The sequence below is a fragment of the Anaeromassilibacillus sp. SJQ-1 genome (genome assembly GCF_046693725.1).
GTDB lineage: Bacteria > Bacillota > Clostridia > Oscillospirales > Acutalibacteraceae > Anaeromassilibacillus.
In genome coordinates this window covers 18,801-39,129 of the sequence record NZ_JBKEIV010000013.1, presented here as the reverse complement: position 1 = coordinate 39,129, position 20,329 = coordinate 18,801, and the positions used below count along the sequence as shown (strand labels likewise).

23 protein-coding genes and 1 pseudogene are annotated in these 20,329 nt (G+C 47.0%); 21 read left to right on the top strand and 3 right to left on the bottom strand.

Going from position 1 to position 20,329, the window contains the following annotated elements:
- Positions 1-70 precede the first annotated feature (70 nt).
- The 8 genes from ACGCCZ_RS04595 to ACGCCZ_RS04560 all read left to right on the top strand — a co-directional run bounded on the left by ACGCCZ_RS04595 (position 71) and on the right by ACGCCZ_RS04560 (position 6,527).
- On the top strand, positions 71-760 hold the full coding sequence (locus ACGCCZ_RS04595) for a glycoside hydrolase family 10 protein (RefSeq protein ID WP_411655408.1): 690 nt from the start codon (positions 71-73) through the stop codon (positions 758-760).
- 70 nt (positions 761-830) lie between these two features.
- Positions 831-1,481, top strand: a complete 651-nt coding sequence (locus ACGCCZ_RS04590; protein WP_411655407.1) for a glycoside hydrolase family 10 protein — start codon at positions 831-833, stop codon at positions 1,479-1,481.
- Positions 1,482-2,474: 993 nt separating this feature from the next.
- Positions 2,475-3,218 (top strand): ABC transporter ATP-binding protein, encoded by a 744-nt coding sequence (locus tag ACGCCZ_RS04585; RefSeq protein WP_085532186.1) that lies wholly within the window; start codon positions 2,475-2,477, stop codon positions 3,216-3,218.
- Positions 3,219-3,229: 11 nt separating this feature from the next.
- A complete protein-coding gene (locus ACGCCZ_RS04580; protein WP_411655406.1) occupies positions 3,230-3,541 on the top strand; it encodes a hypothetical protein in 312 nt (103 codons plus the stop codon).
- Entirely contained in the window at positions 3,519-5,021 is a 1,503-nt protein-coding gene (locus ACGCCZ_RS04575) for a hypothetical protein (RefSeq protein WP_411655405.1), read from the top strand. Before ACGCCZ_RS04580 ends, ACGCCZ_RS04575 begins: the two co-directional genes overlap by 23 nt.
- A gap of 130 nt (positions 5,022-5,151) precedes the next feature.
- Positions 5,152-5,328: an ABC transporter permease gene (locus tag ACGCCZ_RS04570; RefSeq protein ID WP_411655404.1), complete on the top strand. Its 177-nt coding sequence runs from the start codon at positions 5,152-5,154 to the stop codon at positions 5,326-5,328.
- A 60-nt stretch (positions 5,329-5,388) separates the two neighbouring features.
- Entirely contained in the window at positions 5,389-6,162 is a 774-nt protein-coding gene (locus tag ACGCCZ_RS04565; protein WP_411655403.1) for a hypothetical protein, read from the top strand.
- Positions 6,159-6,527: an ABC transporter permease gene (locus ACGCCZ_RS04560; protein ID WP_411655402.1), complete on the top strand. Its 369-nt coding sequence runs from the start codon at positions 6,159-6,161 to the stop codon at positions 6,525-6,527. The genes ACGCCZ_RS04565 and ACGCCZ_RS04560 overlap by 4 nt, the downstream gene beginning before the upstream one ends.
- A gap of 81 nt (positions 6,528-6,608) precedes the next feature.
- On the opposite strand, the gene ACGCCZ_RS04555 is transcribed toward ACGCCZ_RS04560, so the two are convergent.
- A complete protein-coding gene (locus ACGCCZ_RS04555) occupies positions 6,609-6,854 on the bottom strand; it encodes a heavy-metal-associated domain-containing protein (RefSeq protein ID WP_411655401.1) in 246 nt (81 codons plus the stop codon).
- Between the two features lie 180 nt (positions 6,855-7,034).
- Between ACGCCZ_RS04555 and ACGCCZ_RS04550 the strand changes: the two genes are divergently transcribed.
- A complete protein-coding gene (locus ACGCCZ_RS04550; RefSeq protein WP_054323151.1) occupies positions 7,035-7,955 on the top strand; it encodes a GH25 family lysozyme in 921 nt (306 codons plus the stop codon).
- 252 nt (positions 7,956-8,207) lie between these two features.
- Here the strand turns inward: ACGCCZ_RS04550 and ACGCCZ_RS04545 are convergent, their stop codons facing one another.
- Complete coding sequence (locus tag ACGCCZ_RS04545; protein WP_411655446.1) at positions 8,208-8,468, bottom strand: putative ABC transporter permease; 261 nt, start codon at positions 8,466-8,468, stop codon at positions 8,208-8,210.
- A gap of 333 nt (positions 8,469-8,801) precedes the next feature.
- On the opposite strand from ACGCCZ_RS04545, the gene nagB reads away from it, so the two are divergent.
- The 11 genes and pseudogenes from nagB (at position 8,802) to plsY (ending at position 18,916) form a co-directional block, all read left to right on the top strand.
- Positions 8,802-9,554 carry a glucosamine-6-phosphate deaminase gene (nagB, locus tag ACGCCZ_RS04540; protein WP_054323149.1) on the top strand — a complete coding sequence of 251 codons (753 nt, stop codon included), beginning with the start codon at positions 8,802-8,804 and terminating at the stop codon, positions 9,552-9,554.
- Positions 9,555-9,846: 292 nt separating this feature from the next.
- The gene (hisH, locus tag ACGCCZ_RS04535) at positions 9,847-10,464 is read left to right on the top strand and encodes an imidazole glycerol phosphate synthase subunit HisH (protein ID WP_054323148.1); all 618 of its coding nucleotides are present in this window, start codon (positions 9,847-9,849) and stop codon (positions 10,462-10,464) included.
- A 12-nt stretch (positions 10,465-10,476) separates the two neighbouring features.
- Entirely contained in the window at positions 10,477-11,235 is a 759-nt protein-coding gene (hisF, locus tag ACGCCZ_RS04530) for an imidazole glycerol phosphate synthase subunit HisF (RefSeq protein WP_054323147.1), read from the top strand.
- A 221-nt stretch (positions 11,236-11,456) separates the two neighbouring features.
- Complete coding sequence (locus tag ACGCCZ_RS04525; protein WP_054323146.1) at positions 11,457-12,605, top strand: D-alanyl-D-alanine carboxypeptidase family protein; 1,149 nt, start codon at positions 11,457-11,459, stop codon at positions 12,603-12,605.
- Between the two features lie 192 nt (positions 12,606-12,797).
- On the top strand, positions 12,798-14,138 hold the full coding sequence (locus tag ACGCCZ_RS04520; RefSeq protein WP_085532197.1) for a glucose-6-phosphate isomerase: 1,341 nt from the start codon (positions 12,798-12,800) through the stop codon (positions 14,136-14,138).
- 55 nt (positions 14,139-14,193) lie between these two features.
- The gene (locus tag ACGCCZ_RS04515; protein ID WP_054323145.1) at positions 14,194-14,610 is read left to right on the top strand and encodes a hypothetical protein; all 417 of its coding nucleotides are present in this window, start codon (positions 14,194-14,196) and stop codon (positions 14,608-14,610) included.
- A 155-nt stretch (positions 14,611-14,765) separates the two neighbouring features.
- Positions 14,766-15,266 carry a YceD family protein gene (locus tag ACGCCZ_RS04510; RefSeq protein WP_411655400.1) on the top strand — a complete coding sequence of 167 codons (501 nt, stop codon included), beginning with the start codon at positions 14,766-14,768 and terminating at the stop codon, positions 15,264-15,266.
- 23 nt (positions 15,267-15,289) lie between these two features.
- On the top strand, positions 15,290-15,472 hold the full coding sequence (rpmF, locus tag ACGCCZ_RS04505) for a 50S ribosomal protein L32 (protein WP_054323143.1): 183 nt from the start codon (positions 15,290-15,292) through the stop codon (positions 15,470-15,472).
- 71 nt (positions 15,473-15,543) lie between these two features.
- Positions 15,544-16,860, top strand: a complete 1,317-nt coding sequence (locus ACGCCZ_RS04500; RefSeq protein WP_411655399.1) for a DUF512 domain-containing protein — start codon at positions 15,544-15,546, stop codon at positions 16,858-16,860.
- Positions 16,853-18,185, top strand: a pseudogene (der, locus tag ACGCCZ_RS04495) (ribosome biogenesis GTPase Der). Before ACGCCZ_RS04500 ends, der begins: the two are co-directional and overlap by 8 nt.
- Positions 18,186-18,208: 23 nt before the next feature.
- Entirely contained in the window at positions 18,209-18,916 is a 708-nt protein-coding gene (gene plsY / locus ACGCCZ_RS04490; RefSeq protein ID WP_411655398.1) for a glycerol-3-phosphate 1-O-acyltransferase PlsY, read from the top strand.
- 148 nt (positions 18,917-19,064) lie between these two features.
- Here plsY and rpmB read toward each other — a convergent pair whose 3' ends face one another.
- Positions 19,065-19,253, bottom strand: a complete 189-nt coding sequence (gene rpmB, locus ACGCCZ_RS04485; protein ID WP_054323139.1) for a 50S ribosomal protein L28 — start codon at positions 19,251-19,253, stop codon at positions 19,065-19,067.
- Between the two features lie 374 nt (positions 19,254-19,627).
- Between rpmB and ACGCCZ_RS04480 the strand changes: the two genes are divergently transcribed.
- A complete protein-coding gene (locus ACGCCZ_RS04480) occupies positions 19,628-20,320 on the top strand; it encodes a site-2 protease family protein (RefSeq protein ID WP_411655397.1) in 693 nt (230 codons plus the stop codon).
- Positions 20,321-20,329 lie beyond the last annotated feature (9 nt).

Below are 20,329 nucleotides of genomic sequence, written 5' to 3'. Positions count from 1 at the left end.
CTTTTACATAGGAAATCAAGACAAATGTTTCCTGAGACAGAGAAATCAATGAGAAAAGGAGCGTACACACGTGAAAAAATGGAGAAAGATTGCGGCAGCTGTACTCGCGGCAGCCATGTTGTGCAGTAGTGTCGCATGTTCGAGCGCCCCGCAGAAACTGGAGGATTCATTGGTGACAAATGATTTTGTTTCCAGTGAAATTTTAGTAGAGAATTCTTCCGCGCCTCAATTGTCCAGCGAGTTGGAAGAGGTGTCCTCTGCAATGAATTCATCTGTATCCGAAAAGGCTGTCACAGAGAGCTCTCAAACGGAATCGACCGTAGAGACCAGTAAACCAGAGCTGGTGGAGGGCACTGTCAGTAGTCCATCTTATAATGCGCCGGCGACTACTACGCCCGTTGTACAGGAACAGGAGATGCGGGCGGTTTGGGTTCCCTATCTTAGCTTGGATATGACCAAGGAAGCGGATAAGAGTTATGCTGCTTTCCAGAGAAAGTTTAATGACATCATTGCTAAGGCCAAAAATAGCGGCGCGAACACACTGGTTGTACATGTGCGTTCTCATGGAGACGCATACTATCCTTCCAACTATTATCCGTGGACGCATTTCTTGAGCGGTACCCAGGGGGTGGGACCGGGATACGATCCTTTGGCTTACATGGTTTCTGCAACGCACCAGGCTGGTATGAAGTTCCACGCATGGTTTAATCCACTGCGGATCAAAAGCAGGAAATTATCCGCCGGTTGTCGCTTCAAATAGCCCATACAACCAGTGGAAAAATGATCCGGTCAAATCCAATTGGACGTTCACAAAGGATGGGGCCATTTATATGAATCCTGGGTATTCTCAGGTGCGTGATTATATTGTAAATGGAATAAAAGAGGTCGTCCAAAAGTATGATGTCGATGGAGTACAATTTGATGACTATTTCTATCCGTTCAATGTGAATTCGGCGGATGTAACTCTTGACAAAGCGGCCTATCAGCAGAGCGGTTCAACCTTGTCCATTGGGGCATGGAGGACGCAGAACATCAATAGCTTGGTGGCTGCTGTATACAAGATGGTAAAGGAGACAAAGCCAAATGTTGTGTTTGGCATTTCTCCACAGGGCAATATTGCAAACGATCTCAATGCAGGTGCAGATGTGTATACATGGTGCAGTAAGCCAGGCTATATCGATTATATTTGTCCGCAAATTTATTGGACCTACGATCATCCGACCGCTCCATTTGAGACTCTGGCGAAAAAGTGGAAGAGCCTTGTAACGGCAGATCATGTAAAGATTTACATAGGCTTGGCCCTTTACAAAGCGGGAACGAATTCGAGCGGATGGGAAAAGGCAGATAATATCATCGCCCGGCAGATTCAAACCGCCCGCAGTCTGGATTGCGACGGATTCATGCTTTACTCTTGGGCATATCTTGATCATCCACAGACTGCAAAAGAGATGGCAAATGTGAAGAAGCTCCTGAACGGTTGATTTCTGTATCAGGAGAAATACGGCCCGCCAGCAGGAGTTCTCTGTTGGCGGGCCGTATCACATAAATTCTACAAATCATTACATTCTTTTCACAAATAGAGAAATTCTGGGAAACGTGTGTTATAATAACCTCACGGCATAAGCGGAATCCAGCGCCGTGGGAACTTGCAGACTTCCGATGCCAGGGAGGACATTGAAACATTCAGAGGATGATCGGGCAGGTGCCTTTGAACTGGCTTTAAACTCTATACGAGAAGGAGAATGCCATAGATAGCTTCATGGCATAAGCGGAAACCAGCGTAGCAAGAACTTGCAGACTTCCGATGCCAGGGAGGACATTGAAACGTTCAGAGGATGATCGGGCAGGTGCCTTTGAATTGGTTTTAAACTCTATACGAGAAGGAGAATGCCATAGATAGCTTCATGGCATAAGTGGAAGCCAGCGCCGCGGGAACTTGCAAGCTTCCGATGCCAGGGAGGACATTGAAACGTTCAGAGGATGATCGGGCAGGTGCCTTTGAACTGGTTTTAAACTCCATGCGAGTAGGAGAATGCCATAGATAGCTTCATGGCATAAGTGGAATCCAGTGCCGCGGGAACTTGCAAGCTTCCGATGCCAAGGAGAACATTGAAACGTTCAGAGGATGATCGGGCAGGAGGCTTTGAACTGGCTTTAAACTCCATGCGAGTAGGAGAATGCCATAGATAGCTTCATGGCATAAGCGGAAACCAGCGTAGCAAGAACTTGCAGACTTCCGATGCCAGGGAGGACATTGAAACGTTCAGAGGATGATCGGGCAGGTGCCTTTGAACTGGTTTTAAACTCCATGCGAGTAGGAGAATGTTATAGATAACCTCACGGAGTAAGCTGGAAAGGATTTTACAATGTAAAGCCGGCAAGGGATGAAACACTGGATGAGATTCCTTTGACAAAACCAGGAATAAGATCAGAATTGGCTGCTTGGCGGCGATTTTATACATGGGGAGAGACGCATGAGTCTAATCAATGTAAAAGATATTCGAAAGGTTTATCGAGTGGATGAGGAAAAAATTGTTGCGCTTGGCCGGATTAATCTGCGGATTGAACAAGGAGAAATCTGCTGCATCCTTGGAACTTCCGGTTCGGGTAAATCTACTTTGCTGAACATTATGGCGGGGTTGGAAAAACCGACAAAGGGTAGCGTATGGATAGCGGGGAAAAATGTGACGCAGTTCTCTGAGAAGCAATGGGCCTTGTTTCGTCAAAGAAATATCGGCTTCGTGTTTCAGTCGTACAATCTGATGCCTACCCAGACTGCGATCGAGAACGTGGCGATGCCGTTGATGTTTAAAGGCGTCAACAAGCGCACAAGAACCAAAGAAGCGATACATATGCTCAAAGCGGTAGGTCTTGCCAGCCGTATGATGCACCGGCCGACACAGATGAGTGGCGGCCAGCAGCAACGTGTCGGCATTGCTAGGGCATTCGTAGCAAGGCCGAAGATTGTTTTTGCCGACGAACCCACCGGAAATCTGGACAGTAAGACAAGCCGGGGGGTTATGGAAATCATGGTTCGTATGGCAAAACGATACCATGAGACATTGATTATTGTTACGCATGATGTCAATATTGCGAAATATGCAGATCGTATTATCAACCTGCATGACGGCAGTATTGTCAGCGATGAACCGAATCAGTCCATTGTTACCCTTGAAAATGAACAAAAAGAGCCGGCTTCTGCGGCCGTAAATGAATGAGGAGGAGCTTTATGAACAGGATCGTGAAACAGGGAATCTCGCTGTTTACTATGCTGGTGCTGCTTTCCGCCATGTTGGCGTCCGCCGTGCCTGCTTTTGCGGCAGATAAGGAGTATGAGCCTGACCCCGTGGTATACAGCGACAAACAAACCGTGTCCAAGAATACGCCGTTTGAAGCGACCTTTGTTTTTGACCATTCGGATTATTCTTCAGCTACAAGCGTGGAGAGAATTGACATAGATGTCAGCAGTGTTACCAGTTCGATTTCCTTGGGAAAGAAAAGCTATACGACTGACAAAAATGAGATACCTTTGGACCAATGATACCGACATTGAGCTGCCGACTTCTTCAGAGGATGAGGACTCCACAAGAGTGGATTTTGGTTATAAGTTGACAATCCCAGAAAAATATATGAAACGTGTCAATGATAAAGTGGGAACTTTACGTTTCAAGATCTCTTACTACGATAAGAATAATAGCAAAATCAATTCTTTTACCGTCCAAAAAACGATCTTTGATCCTGTGGGAGATGGTGCCAGCTCTGACGATGAAGATGAAGAGGACAATCCCATTCTGACAGTGACTTCCTACTCCACTGACCCTGCCAGCGGAATCAAGGAGGGCGATGCTTTCAATTTAAAAGTGACCGTAAAGAATAACAGTAATGTTGTCTGCAACAATATTGTGGCTGCTTTTGACAATGCCAATGCCCCTGAAATCGCTATGCGCGGTGCAACGGACACGCTCTATATCGATTCTCTACCTGCACAGGCCACAGCGACTTTAACCTACCCCTTGGTTTGTTCTGCAAAGATGGAGACAAAGAGTTATCCGTTATCGGTCAAGTTTACTTCAAGTGATTTGGCCGCGGATGCCAGTGTTGCTCCCCGCATGTTTATTCCAGTACAGGGGACCAAAGTCAGTGCGGATGAAGAGGAAAGCTCTAATTCGAGTGTTCCGCAGATTATCATCGAAAGCTACGATTATGGTGGAATGTCGGTTACGGGTGGTACGGAGTTCATGCTGACCATGAATTTCCGGAATACCAGCCCGAATATAGCCATTGAAAATTTGAAGATGACAGTTTCTTCGGCTCCGGATGGGGATGAGGGAATTGTAGCATTTACACCGTCCCGGTCATCCAATACTTTTTTTATCCAGAATGTTAAGGGTGGAGGTAGTTTCCAGGAGAAAATTGCCCTCTATCCGAAAGTGGATGCGGCACCAAAGTCCTATGGTGTGACGATTGATTACACATATGAGGCGGTTGTAGATGGGATTCGCAAAGCGGACTTGAAGGGAACGGAAACGATCTCCATTCCTTTGACACAGCCTGACCGCTTTGAAATCAATCAGGTGGATCTTTTTGGTCCGATCTATATGGGCGATCAAGGTCAGCTCAGCATTAGCTATGTCAATAAGGGAAAGAGCAAAATCTTTAACCTGGCGGTAGATCTGGAGGGTAACTTTACTTCAGAGGATATGTCGACCTATATTGGCAATGTGGAATCCGGCACGGGCGATTCGTTCGATGCATCGCTTACGCCAATGGACGTGGGAACCATGGCGGGGACAGCGACCTTTACATATGAGGATTCAAACGGGGAAACAAAAGAGATCAAAAAAGAATTTTCCTGCGATGTCATTCCCCTGCCTACGGATATGGGCGGCGAGGTAATCGGTGGAGATATGCCGGTAGATGGCGATGCGACAGCGGCTGCTGGACCACCGGCATGGGCCATTGGACTGTACTGTCTGTGGCGGTGTGCTCTTGTTGATTGTGATTTTGGTCTTTGTGCGTAAAAAACTGAAGGCTAGAAAGCTTCGAATGTTGGAAGCAGAGGATGACTATGACGACATTTCGCCGGAGGACACTGTAAAATGATGATGCAACAATCAAACAGCCTCTCCGCTGAGAAGGAGGGTCCGGGTTTTGAAATGGAAAGATATGATCGGCATGAGCTTGAGCAATCTGTTCAAGCGTAAGGTGCGAACGTTATTGACCATTGCGGGCGTCATTATCGGTACATGTGCGATTGTTGTGATGGTTTCCTTTGGCATTGGAATCAAAGAGAGCATGAACACTATGATGGAGGGAATGGGGATCTGAACCATCGTCCAGATTAACAACTATAATCAGACGCCGGATTCGACCCCGTTGGATGACGACATGATTGCTCAAATTGAAGCAATCCCCCATGTGGCGGCTGTTACGCCGGTATATACATTGGATTGGAATGCAGTGACCATCAATAGCGGGAAGTATGCTTATCAGGGACAAATTTATGGTGTGAATATGAAATCCTTGGCTGATTTTGGCTATACCGTCCAAGAGGGAGTTTTGCCCGGAGCGGATTTCAAGGAGAATATGATTCTCTTCGGGTGGTCGGCTCTTTATAACTTCTACAATACGAAAAAAACCAGCAATAATATGATTTTTGCTCAGCCCGATGCAACAGGAACCATTCCAGATCCATATGTAGACCCTATGGAGGATGAGCTGGAACTGGTGATTAATGAGATGCAGGGCAATTTAGATGAAGGTACGGGGACGACAACAGCGAGTAAAAAGCAAAAACCAGTTAAGTTGGAATGTATCGGTGTGATGGGGGACGATTGGAGCCGGAATCCTCCGCCGGGCTATGCGGTTTTTATGGATGTCAGTTTTGCGAAGAAACTTCAAGAGCAATACAATAAGCTAAATAAGATTGACAGCTCCAATACAAATACGAGTTATGACAATGTTAGTGTGAAGGCAGACAGTGTGGATCATGTTGCCGAGGTGGAAGAAGCCATTCAAGCGCTTGGCTTTGCAGATACCTACAGCATGGAAGAGTATTCGCAAGCCTCTGGAAGAACAAATGCGTACCATCCAAATGATTTTAGGCGGATTGGGCGCTATATCGCTTTTGGTAGCGGCGCTTTGGTATCACCAATACGATGATTATGTCCATCTATGAACGTACAAGAGAAATCGGCGTAATGAAGGTTTTGGGATGCGTAGTTGGGAACATTCGGACCATGTTCTTGATTGAAGCGGGTACCATTGGATTTTTTGGAGGTGTTTTGGGGCTTGCATTCAGTTACGGTATTTCTTTTGCGATCAATTCGTTTGCTGCCGGAGGGAACAGCATCTCGTTGGGAGGAATCGTCGGTGTGGGTGTGACCGGGGCAAATGTGTCGATCATACCGATTTGGCTGGCTCTTGGCGCTTTGGTATTTGCCACGATGATTGGCTTGGTGTCTGGTTTTTATCCAGCCAATCGCGCCGTTAAAATTAGCGCCTTGACAGCAATTAAACAGGAATAGTGCTTACGTTTAAAACAAAGACGGACACAATCCCGTGTGGAAGTGTCCGTCTTTGTTTGTTTTAGGAGATATGGGAGGAGATTACCTTGTGTTAATATTACTTGCATCTGCTGCGACTTCATAGCCGAGCTTATTGAGTTGATGTTCGATTGCGTCATAAGACGTACCGGAACTATCGTAGTCCACGGCTACCAGATTATGGGAAGGATTTACACTGACGGAAGTAACACCGTGAAGTTGATCCAACCCGCGCTTAATTTCCTTTAAATCGTGTTTTCCACTGACTCGCTCTACAATCATATAAGCGCTTTCACTTGGCATCTTCATCACCTCAAGAATAGCGTTCCCGAGAAGTGAATGGTTATAACGCGGCAAGTTTTGGACGGAATTTCGGGTATAGGTCTATCCATCTTTTTTATGATATTTCCTTGAAAACCAAAGCAGTCACGAATAGAACCCTTTCTGCGTAGTATGGACTGTATCAAATAGAGAAGGGGGACAAGATGCATGAAAGGAATTGATGTCAGTAGCCATAATACGGTGAATTGGGATGCGGCCAAAGAGGCAGGGTTAGAGTTTGCTATGCTGCGCTGTGGTTACGGAAACGATCAGGCGGATCAAGATGACCGGACTTTTGAAGAAAATGTAAAAGCCTGTGAACGATTGGGGATTCCCTGGGGAGCCTATCTCTATAGCTATGCATTAAACACGGCAGATGCCAAAAGTGAGTTAGCACACCTTTTACGTCTGCTCAAAGGCAAGAAACCGTTGTTCCCGATTGCAATTGACATGGAGGACGGAGACGGTTATAAAGAAAAAAATGGAATGCCTTCCCGTCAGACGCTCACCGATATTATTCACACCATCTGTGAGGGATTGCAAGAAGCAGGTTATCTGGCTGCCTATTATGTCAACAAGGATTGGTATAACCGGATGATCTACCCGGAACAACTGACGGAATATGTATTTTGGTATGCCCGTCCCGGTGTAGATAAGCCGGATGTATCCTGTGAACTTTGGCAAGATGAAATCTCTTCCACAGGAGGGGAATGGCCCGGTGTACAAACAGGGGGAAAGGATGGCTGTGACACGGATATTAGCTTCAAAAATTTCCCAGAAATAATCAAGAGCAAGGGCCTGAATGGCTGGGAATTGGAGAATCCTATCGCAATTGACACGACCATGGATGTACACAAAGCGCGCGGGCAATGGTATGGTGTCAAATGTACGGCTTCTGACCCTTCAAAGATCGAACTGTATGCAGGGACATCCAATATCGTTACCGTGATTCCTGTCCGTAGGACAAAAACAGAGCAGTTTTTCTTGGTGGTTCCTATCGGGGAACCAGGACAATCCACTGGTATTTGGACTCGCTATGGCGGGGATGAGGATACCGCTGCCCGGAGATTTGTCTTTTGGATTTCTTAAGTCGCGGATGAATAGCGTCAGGAGGGTGTCCCAAAACTACGGATCTCTCGATTCATAGGAAAGGGGCATCCTCTTTCTGTTTGGAAAAATATCTGCGTTTCTAAAAAGAGGGGGCATCCTTCCGTCATTTCATGACTTTTGGGACACCCTCCTGTTTCTTTTGCTCTTCAAATTTACCTTTTCTACCAAAAGAGTGTAATTTCTCTAAATGCGTACAATCTATTACTGAAGGGTTATTTTAGGTGGACAAATCTATTTAGCCATATGCTTTTTCGATGGAACAAATTTAATTTTATCGTACAGATTGCATACGCCGAGTGCTGGAATTGTGATAAGAAACCAAAGAATGGAAAAGGGAAGACAAACCTGTCCCATAATATTCAATGGTAGATTTGAATAATCCCAAACGTTTTGTTTCCAGGCAACATTGACAATGAGACCGACAACAAACTCCACAGAAGTGATAATTCCAGACCCAATGCAACATTTTACAGCTAAACATTTTCCTTTCATAGAACGATTGCAGATTCGATCAATTAAGCACAGGCAAATTCCACCGGCTACAGACATGGAGAGGTCGGTGTGTCCGCGGCATAAAATTTCCAATGCCGGATAGACGGAACCACCGGTAGCAAACAATAGCGCATTTTTCTTCATTTGTCTTTTTTGTGTCCTCCTATCCTAACTAGATGAACATAGTTGTTTGCAAAATGGACAAAATTATACAGATCTCACGCTTGCGATTCTCCAAAAAAACAGTATAATATACTTTAGAATATTTTATGGGAGCCGGAGGCCAGCAGCAGGAAGGAAGCGGCAGCCGGTGGTCGTGAAAGGAAGGTTTGTATGAAAATTTTCAGCGCGCCGGATTATACAGGAATGAGCCGGAAGGCGGCAAATCTCATCTCTGCACAAGTTATTTTAAAGCCAGATTCCGTTTTGGGGCTTGCAACAGGTTCTACGCCCTTGGGGGTTTATGCACAACTGATTGATTGGTATAATAAGGGCGATGTCGATTTTTCGAAAGTGCGTAGCGTTAATTTGGATGAATACTGCGGCCTTGCACCGGAGCATGAGCAGAGTTATCATTACTACATGAAGGAAAATTTCTTTAAGCACATTAATATCCGCTTGGAGAACACCCATGTGCCGGACGGTTTAGCGGAAGATGTTGCAAAAGAAGGCTGCCGGTATGACGCGCTCATCGAATCTCTCGGTGGAATCGACTTACAGCTTTTGGGCATTGGCAATACGGGCCACATTGGATTCAATGAGCCGAGCGAGAGTTATATCAAAGAAACCCACCGTGTCACCCTCAATCAAAAAACCATCGATGCCAATTCCCGCTTTTTTGCCAGCAAGGATCAGGTTCCGAGATATGCGGTAACCATGGGAATCGGCGCAATTATGAAGGCAAAAAAAGTGCTCTTGGTAGCCAATGGTGCTGGTAAGGCAGAAATTCTCTATAAGTCCCTGTTCGGGCCGATCACTCCGGAGGTGCCGGCATCTATTTTGCAGGTGCACCCGGATGTCACCATCGTGGCAGACGAGGAGGCAATGTCTGTCATCCGCGAAAAGCATCCGGAAATGATTGATTAATTGTAAGAGTCGTGTATTTTTATACAAAAAGAGGCCCCTTTTTGGCGTTGTTTTCGCCGGAAGGGGCCTCTTTTTGCATCTCTAGGGAGGAAAAGGGGTTTGCTATAGGAACTCATGTGTATTTTGATAAGGAGGATATTCAAACATAAAGTCGAAGCAATAAGGGGTTTCTCTTTGTAGAACCTAGAAACCATTTGCCTTTCTAAGCAAAAAATGATAGAATAACGTATATCGTATTTTAGCATAGCAATGCGGAAAAGTAGCAGAAATAGCTGAGAACGGGGGAATATATGTGATCTCGGTCATTGACTATGGAGCAGGTAACATTCAAAGTGTAATAAAAGCATTTCATCATATCGGTTGTGCAGTACAGGTGACAGCAGACCCGGAGGTCATTCGGGAATCCAAGGCAGCTATTTTGCCGGGGGTGGGTGCTTTTGGCGATTCCATGAATAGTTTGAAGCAATCCGGCCTTGTTCAGCCGGTTTTGGACTTTATTGAGAGTGGAAAGCCTTTTTTAGGGATTTGCTTGGGTTTACAGCTTCTTTTTGAGGGGAGTGAGGAAAGCCCCGGTGTACACGGTTTAGGGGTCCTCGAGGGGAAAATCCACCGTATACCAGCAAATCGCGGTTTAAAGGTACCGCATATGGGATGGAATTCTCTGGAACTCCGCAACCAAAGTGGACTTTTTTCTGGTTTGGAGGAAGACCCATACGTGTATTTTGTGCACTCTTATTATTTGCATGCAGACGATCCGAGCGTTGTCTCATCAACAACGGAATACGGTGTGCGGATTGACGCCTCGATTCAGCGGGGAAAGCTGTTTGCCACCCAATTTCACCCCGAAAAAAGTGGACGGACTGGCTTGAAGATGTTGCAAAACTTTGTTGCACAGATTGATACAGTTTGAGGAGGAATGGATATGTACGCCAAGAGAATCATTCCCTGCCTAGATGTCAACAATGGGAGAGTGGTCAAGGGGACCAATTTCGTCAATCTGCGCGATGCTGGGGACCCGGTGGAAGCGGCAAAGATATATGATGCACAGGGAGCGGACGAGCTGGTCTTTCTGGACATCACTGCTTCGGCGCAGGCGCGCAACATTATTCTGGACATAGTGTCACAGGTAGCGGATAGCATCTTTATTCCCTTTACAGTAGGAGGAGGAATCCGTTCCGTGGACGATTTCAACGCTTTGTTGCGTGCCGGCGCAGATAAAGTGTCCGTCAATTCGGCAGCTATCCGAAACCCTGCTTTGATTCAGGAGGCAGCCGATAAATTTGGGAGCCAGTGTGTGGTGTGTGCAATCGATGCGAAGCGCCGTTCGGAAGGCGGCTGGACGGTCTATTTGAATGGCGGCCGGGTGGATACCGGATTGGATGCCATAGAATGGGCGCAGAAGGCGGTTCGGTTGGGGGCAGGAGAGATTTTACTCACCAGCATGGACTGTGATGGCGTCAAGAACGGCTATGATTTGGAATTGACACGAGCGGTTTCGGAATGTGTTCATGTGCCGGTGATCGCCTCTGGAGGTGCAGGGAAAATGGAGCATTTTTATGATGCCTTTACCCAAGGGCAGGCGGATGCAGTATTGGCGGCTTCGCTGTTCCACTTTGGAGAGATCACGATTCCGGAATTGAAAGGGTATCTTGCCGGGCGAGGGATTTCTGTACGCCAGTGAGTTATTTGGCATTTGAGTTCCTGTGTATGAAGGGGATGTCATCCTTCTGCACAGGAACTTTTTGATTTTCAGAGCAGATATTGCGATAATCCCGCATTGGACGGCATAAGAATTAGGGAAGACCGAACAAGTCTATTCGGACGGGTTTGGATTCCCGGATGCCAAGAGGGCAGCTGTACAGCCTCCGCTCCGGGAGCAGAACGAGGAGGGAGATTACACAAATGAAAGGCAAACGAATTGCAGCAGGGCTGCTGGCCGTTCTGCTGATCGGATTGTCCGTTCCGATGCGCGCTGCATCTGCACTTTCAGAAGAAGAGGTCAAAGCGCCTGCTGCTGTCCTGATGGAAGCGCAGACAGGAAGAGTGCTATACGAGAAGAACCCACACGAAAAACGCCCTTGTGCATCGATCACAAAGGTCATGACATTGTTGCTGGTGATGGAAGCCCTGGATGCGGGGAAGATTTCTTTGACCGATACAGTGACGACAAGTGCTCATGCTGCTTCGATGGGAGGATCAGATATTTGGCTCAAAGAAGGGGAGACCATGTCTGTAGACGACATGCTCAAAGCGACTGTAGTGGCGAGCGCAAATGATGCCGCTGTGGCTTTGGCAGAATACGTTGCCGGCAGTGAGGAAGATTTTCTGCGGCAGATGAACGAAAAAGCGCAGGAGCTGGGGATGGCGGATACGACGTTTAAAAACTGCAACGGTTTGGACGAGGAAGGACATTTAACCTCTGCCTATGATGTCGCGGTTATGTCACGGGAATTGATGAAACATAAGAAAATCTTTGATTATACAATGATTTGGATCGACTATGTCCGCGATGGCCAGACACAGTTGGTCAATACCAATAAACTCATTAAATCCTATAAGGGGATTACCGGGCTGAAAACGGGTACAACAGGGCAAGCAGGAAGCTGTATCAGTGCCACCGCAGAGCGCGATGGGGTCCAGTTGATTGCCGTGGTTTTGGGCGCTGCAAACACCAAAGATCGCTTTTCCGCTGCTTCAACCCTATTGGATTATGGGTTCGCCAACTGGTCGGTCGCTACGCCTCAGGTGCCGCCGGAAGCGGTGGCTCCCATTCCGGTTTTGAATGGCATGTCCGATCAAGTGGAGACCACGGTCACAACGGATGGGGTTCTATTAATTCCCAAGGGGAAGGATACGGAGATTCAGTACCAGGTGACAGTGGGAGAAAACTTGACGGCACCGGTTGAAGAAGGGCAAGTTTTGGGGAAAGTCACCTGCACTTTGGATGGCGAAATCCTCAAGGAATATAACATTCTTGCTAAGACTTCCATCCCGGAGATTACCTTTTCCTCTGTTTTTCAACTTTTGTTCCGGCAGCTTGTGTCCATGTGACCATCGGCAAGACCGTGCCCTTTGAAAAAGGGCACGGCTCTCTTTGCCGCCCGTCAAAAATACACAAAATGCACAAGCAAGCAGGATTCACAAATTATTTAATTATAAAATATGTGCCTTCCCTTGCAAATATGGACAAACTATTGTAAAATAACAACATACCCAAGATTGCAATATTTAGGAGGATTTCATATGTCTGTCAGAGTTGATACACAACATCTGTCCGGGTTTGTTGGTGAAAATGAATATAAGGCGCTCGCGCCGCAGGTAAAGCTTGCGCACGAAATGCTTCACAGTGGCACTGGCCTCGGCAACGATTTTATCGGGTGGGTGGATCTCCCGACCAATTACGATAAAGAAGAATTTGCCCGCATCAAAGAGGCGGCCAAAAGAATTCAGTCGGATTCGCAGGTGTTCATTGTCATCGGCATCGGAGGTTCCTATCTTGGCGCGCGCGCAGCCATTGAGTTTTTAAAATCGCCCAATTACAACAACATGAAGAAGGATACGCCCGACATTTACTTCACAGGAAATAGCATCAGCTCTACCGCGTTGAGCGAGTTGCTGGCGATCTGTGAAGGAAAGGACGTCTCCATCAACATGATCTCCAAGTCCGGTACAACGACAGAACCCGCCATCGCATTCCGCGTGTTGCGTGAGTTCCTGGAGAAGAAGTACGGCAAAGAAGAGGCGAAAAAGCGCATTTACTGCACAACCGATAAGGCGCGCGGTACGCTCAAGCAGCTTGCGACCAAAGAAGGTTACGAAACCTTTGTAGTCCCGGACGACGTTGGTGGACGTTACTCAGTTCTGACAGCTGTTGGCCTGCTGCCCATCGCCGTCAGCGGCGCGGATATTGATGCGCTGATGGCTGGCGCTGCAAAGGCACAGCAGGAGTACAACAATCCCGATATGTTCACGAATCCCTGCTATCTTTATGCTGCTCTGCGCAATATGCTCTATCGCAAGGGGAAGGAGATCGAAATCCTCGTCAGCTATGAACCCTGCTATACGATGATGTGCGAGTGGTGGAAGCAGCTCTATGGCGAGAGTGAAGGCAAGGATAATAAAGGCTTGTTCCCGGCATCCGTGGTGTTCTCTACAGACCTGCATTCCATGGGGCAATACATTCAGCAGGGCCGCCGCTCCCTCTTTGAGACGGTTGTTCTGTTTGACAAAGCAAAGCAAGAACTTTACATCGGCAACGATCCTGAAAATGTGGACGGCCTAAACTTCTTGGAAGGCAAGAGCATGTCTTATGTCAATGAAAAGGCCTTTGAGGGCACGGTCTTAGCACATACGGACGGCGGTGTTCCGAACGTTGTGCTACATGTACCGGATTTCTCCGAAGAGTCCTTGGGTTCACTTATCTATTTCTTCGAAAAAGCGTGTGCCATCTCCGGTTATCTGTTGGGAGTCAATCCGTTTGATCAGCCCGGCGTAGAGAGCTATAAAAAGAACATGTTTGCTCTTCTTGGAAAACCCGGTTATGAGGCACAGAAGGAAGCTCTGGAGGCAAGACTCCACAAATAATTCTGGCGATTTTATCCGCGGAACGCGGAAATACTATCATACAGGGGGAGTTTCAATGGTTACTCTAATCGTAGGTAAAAAAGGTTCCGGCAAAACAAAAAAATTGATTGAGCGCGCAAATGAAGCGGTTAAGACTTCTGACGGAAACGTCGTCGTCATTGAAAAAGGTTTGAAGCTGACTTATGACATCTCCCATCAGGCGCGTCTGGTGGACAGCGACAGTTACAACATCTGTGGGATGGAAGCGTTGGCAGGCTTTATCAGCGGAATCTGTGCTGGTAATTACGACGTGACCGATATTTTTGTGGATTCCACATTGAAGATCATTGGCCAGGATATGAAAGCGCTGGAGGAGTTTGTTGGCCGTATGAACAAGCTTTCCAAGGAAGACGAGGTCAACATCATCCTGTTGGTTTCTGCGGATAAGGGTGAACTTCCAGAGGGAATTGAAAACCTCGCAACGCAGATTTAAACCGTTTGATGTATGCGATACCGCCGGTGCTTTTACGGTACCGGCGGCATCTTTGCGTATATTTTGTGGATATTTCAAATTTTTACCTATAAATTGTATTGACAAAGCGTAGAGGAACCTATATAATAAGCTAATGTAGCGCCGAGGTGTGAAAAATGCTTCTTGAACTCGAAGACGTGTTTTTACAGGAGGGTGCCAGTCGTTCGTTTTGTGGCTCAATCGATCTATCATCCGTCAATATAAACGGCGTTTATCCATTTGTTGCGCCGGTTGAAGTTGAGGGAAAGGTTGAGAACCGCGCGGGACTTGTGCAGTTGGATGTGAAGGCGAAATTTCAGTTTTCAATTCCTTGCGACCGGTGTGCAGTCCAAGTAGAACGGCCATATAACTATCCTTTTTCGCATGTGCTGGTGTTGTCCTTGGAAAATGAAGAGGACAGTGGCGAATACATTCAGGTGAGTGATTATAAGTTGGACTTGGACGAACTAGTCCGGGCGGATATTTTGTTGGAGCTTCCGACAAAGTTCCTTTGTAAAGAGGATTGCAAGGGTTTATGTCCGCAATGTGGAAAGAATCTGAATGAAGGCGCATGCAATTGTCAAACACATCAGATTGACCCCCGTATGGAGGTCCTTAAACAACTGATAGATAGCTAAGCTTTTATAAGGAGGTGCTGACCATGGCGGTACCAAAGCGGAAAGTATCCAGCGCAAGACAGAATAAGAGACGTTCCAATGTGTGGAAGCTCGACGCTCCTGCACTGATGAAATGCCCGAAGTGCGGGGAGTACAAGGCGCCTCACAGAGTGTGCGACAACTGCGGTTTTTACAACGGCAGAGAAGTCATCAAGAAGGAAGCCTGATTTTTTGATTTCCGAAGGATAGAGAAGGAGAAATCCTTCTCTATTTTTTTGCTCTGAACAGGGGGGAGAACATGCCTGTAAAAATTCTGGCGGTGGAGGCAAACAGCCCTGCCCGGCATGCTGGGATTCAGCCGGGGGAAACCCTTGTCTCTATCAATGGCAATGAGATATGTGATATTTTGGATTATCGGTTTTATGAGACGGACCGGCATTTGTCGATTGTTTTGCAGAATGAGATTGGGGAAGAACGGACCATTCAAATCCGAAAAGGACAATATGAATCCATCGGGTTGGAATTTGAAACATATTTGATGGACCAGCAGCATTCTTGTACCAACCGATGTATTTTCTGCTTTATCGACCAGTTGCCCAAAGGGATGCGAAAAAGCCTTTACTTCAAGGATGATGATTCGCGTCTGTCGTTCTTGTTTGGAAACTATGTAACGTTGACGAATTTGAAGGAACGTGAGGTAGACCGCATTATCAAGATGCATATCAGCCCGATCAATATCTCTGTACATACAACCAACCCAGAGTTGCGCGTCAAAATGATGGGAAACCGCTTTGCAGGGAAGTCCTTAGACATTCTGTACCGTTTTGCAAAGGCGGGAATTAAGCTGAACTGTCAGATTGTGCTGTGCCGGGACATCAACGATGGGGAAGAACTGGAACGCACGTTGCGGGATTTGACGGGTTTATGGCCGTCGGTCCAAAGTGTGGCGGTTGTTCCAATAGGGCTTACCAAACACCGTCAAGGGTTGTATCCCTTAATCGGATACGATCCGGAGACAGCTCTGGCGGTTGTACGGCAATTGGAGCGCTGGGGAGATCACTGCGAAAAGGAATATGGCCAACGTATCTGTTATGCCGCAGATGAGTTTTATCTAAAAGCGCAATTGCCGATTCCGGCTGCACCCTTCTACGGGGACTTCGACCAGTTGGAAAATGGCGTGGGGTTGATGGCGAGTTTACGGCAGGAATTTTTAGATGCGCTAGAGGATTTTGTTCTGCTAGAAAATCCCCGAAAGGTCACTTTGGCTACCGGTGTGGCAGCGCATCCTTTCTTGGATACATTGCTTGACGAACTGCGGCAAAGATGTCATAATTTAACATGCGATGTGGTACCCATTGTAAATCACTTTTTTGGGGATACTATTACCGTAGCAGGTCTTGTGACAGGCGGAGACCTCCTCAAGCAGCTTCAAGGCCGGAACCTGGGCGACGCACTGCTGTTGCCCGATGTGATGCTCCGCAGAGAAGGGGACATTTTTTTAGACGATGTTTCTTTAGAAGAGCTGTCGGAGGCGTTACAGATTCAAATCATCACCGTACCAAACGACGGTTATGCGCTGTTGGATGCGGTGACAGGGAGGGAAGAAAATGGCTAAGCCAGTTGTGGCGATTGTCGGCAGGCCCAATGTCGGTAAATCGACCTTGTTTAATAAGTTGATTGGTCAGCGTTTGTCGATTGTGGATGATACGCCGGGAGTCACACGCGACCGAATTTATGGAGACTGCGAGTGGGAAGGGCGTAAATTTTCTCTGGTGGATACCGGAGGAATTGAGCCGAGTGCGAATGACGTAATCCTGTCTCAGATGCGCGCACAGGCGCAGTTGGCCATTGATGCGGCCGATGTGATCGTTTTGGTGACGGACATTCGTTCCGGCTTGGTGGCGACGGATGCCGACATCGCAGCGATGCTCCTCAAAAGCGGCCGTCCGGTGGTCCTTTGCGTCAACAAGTGTGATTCGGTTGGAGAGCCTCCGGCCGATTTTTATGAGTTTTACAATCTTGGTCTGGGGGACCCCGTGCAAGTTTCTTCGGTACATGGGCACGGGACCGGAGATCTGTTGGATCGTGTGATCGAGTATCTTCCAGAAGAGGATGGAAGAGAAGAGGAAGGCGAACTGATCCGTGTGGCGATCATCGGGAAGCCAAATGTGGGAAAAAGTTCTCTTGTGAATCGGATTTCCGGGGAAAATCGCTGTATTGTTTCCGACATCGCTGGGACAACGCGCGACGCTATTGATACTGAAGTGGAAAATGCTTATGGGCATTTTATTCTGATCGATACAGCAGGGCTACGCCGCCGCAATAAGGTGGATGATTCCATTGAAAAATACAGTGTGATTCGTGCACAGATGGCGATCGAACGCGCAGACGTCTGTGTGATTATGATTGATGCAACGGTAGGGTTCACCGATCAGGATTCAAAGGTCGCAGGATTGGCTCTACGAGGCTGGAAAGGGATGCGTCATTGCCGTCAATAAGTGGGATGCAGTGGAGAAGGATGGCAACACTATGACGGCTTACCGCAAAAAGTTAGAGGAAGATTTCTCCTTTATGTCTTACGCGCCGTTTCTATTTTTATCGGCAAAGACAGGGCAGCGCATCGATCGTCTATTCGAGCTGATTAAACATGTAGCCAATTCCAATGCTATGCGGATAGCGACGGGGATGCTCAATGACGTGTTAGCACAAGCTACGGCACGCGTACAGCCTCCTACAGATAAGGGCAAACGATTAAAGATCTATTATATGACTCAGGCTTCTACAAAGCCGCCGACATTTGTATGTTTTGTGAACTCGGCGGAGTTGTTCCATTTCTCCTATCAGAGATATTTGGAAAACCGAATCCGTGAAACGTTTGGTTTGGAGGGCACTCCGGTGCGCTTCATTGTCCGCGAGCGCGGCGATAAATCATCTGTTTAACGATTTTGTAGGAGGGACGATCCATGAATCTTTTCATGAGCGCTGTTTTGCCGGCACTTTTGACAATGGTGATTGCCTATTTGCTGGGGAGTGTCAGCTCTTCCATCATTTTTACCAAACTGTTCAGCCATCAGGATATTCGAAAGATGGGAAGCGGAAATGCTGGCACAACCAATGTTCTTCGGTCAGTAGGGGCGAAGGCCGCGGCATGTACCTTTGTCTTTGACTTTGTCAAAGGTGTGTTGGCGGTCTTTATTGGAAAGTTGCTCTTTCAATATTTTGCCGCAGCATATCCATTAGCGGGAGTGTCCCCATGGGAGTTTGTACAGTATGGCGCCTACTTGGCAGGAATTTTTTGCGTGTTGGGACATGATTTTCCAGTGTTCTTTGGATTTAAGGGAGGAAAGGGTGTTTTAACCAGCTGGGCGATTATTCTGCTGATCGATTGGCGTAGTTTCGTGTTTGTAATTGTTGTGTTTATTTTAGTGGTGTTGTTGACAAGAATCGTCTCAGCAGGTTCTATCAGTGCAGGAATTGCGTTCCCGATCTGTACGTTTCTATTCAACTATCTTGTGGACCTCCGCATGTTTCAGATTGGCAGCCCGACATACTGTGTTTTGAGCATGGTAGCGGCATTCTTCTTGGGAGGGCTGCTGGTATGGAAGCATCATGAAAACATTGCACGTTTGCGTGCAGGTACAGAAAAGAAGCTCAGTGTGAAAAAGCATTGACGGCTTTGCAATCTCTACATAACAAAATGAAGAATCAAAGAGGCCGTGGAAACATCCGAACGATGTTTCCACGGCCTCTCTCTATGCAACTGATAGAAAACGAAAAAAGGAGTCCACCTCTGGACTCCTTTAAGCTTCTTTGTTCAGTTTAGACGGCACGGGTAACCTTGCCGGAACGCAAGCAACGGGTGCAGGCGTAAATACGCTTGGGGCTGCCATTTACAATCGCCTTCACACGACGAATGTTGGGCTTCCAAGTTCTGTTCGCACGTCTGTGAGAATGAGAAACCTTGATACCGAAAGCAATATCCTTGCCACAAACATCACATTTTGCCATGAGTCTGCACCTCCTTTAACGGGCTCATCAAATTTGTAACAGTAGTATTCTAGCAGATTCCTCTGGCAATTGCAAGCTTTTTCGCAAGAATATTTCGCAAAACGGCAAACATTTCCACAAAATTGCGTGTCAACCACCCATATCTTGTATTTTGCGGCCAAACGTATTATAATGAAACGACAAAAATGTGATGCCTGCGGGTAGGTCCTTTTTAAACCAATACTTTTCCGTACAGAGAAGGGTAGGGGCCCTGCGGAGGGAATCACAGGGTTTTAATTAGATGCATCGTTGTTTGGCGATGAAACTGGAAATCACGGTTTGAATGTTGGTTTTCCGCTGGGCGGAGCTACAATGGAAAAAGGGAGCGTGTTTTTATGCTGTTTAGTGTCATTCGCTCGTTGTTCAGCGGAGGTTCCGTTGACTTTATGAGCATCTTAATGCAGATTGTGGCGGTATTGTTCGTCATCTTCTGTATTTTACCTCTGCACGAATTTGCCCATGGATGGGTGGCTTATAAGCTTGGCGACAATACAGCAAAATATCAGGGGCGTTTGACGTTTAACCCGATTGCGAGTGTTGACCCAATGGGCGCGTTGTTCCTGTTGCTTTTTGGTTTTGGTTGGGCAAAGCCTGTTCCAGTGAATCCAAATAATTTTAAGAATCCCAAACGTGGAATGGCGATCACAGCGTTGGCAGGTCCAATATCCAATTTGCTGGCTTCCTTGATTGGCGCTTTGATTTATATCGGTGTCTTGCTGGCGACCAATTTTGGTGCACCGACTTTTGTATGGGTTTTCTTTCAGTATTATATTATCATCAACGTTGGGTTGGCGGTGTTCAATCTGTTGCCCATTCCCCGCTCGATGGATCACGGATTGTGGGTGCATTTCTCTCGGACTCGGGCGCTTTACAGTTATTACCGGTATCAAAATATGATTATGATGATTCTGATGCTGGTCCTTTTTACGGGGTTGTTGGATGGGCCCATCGGATTCCTACAAAATATCTGTTACAATGGAGTTATGTGGTTGGCAGAACTTCCCTATCAGCTTTTGGGGTTGTTATAATACGGGGGA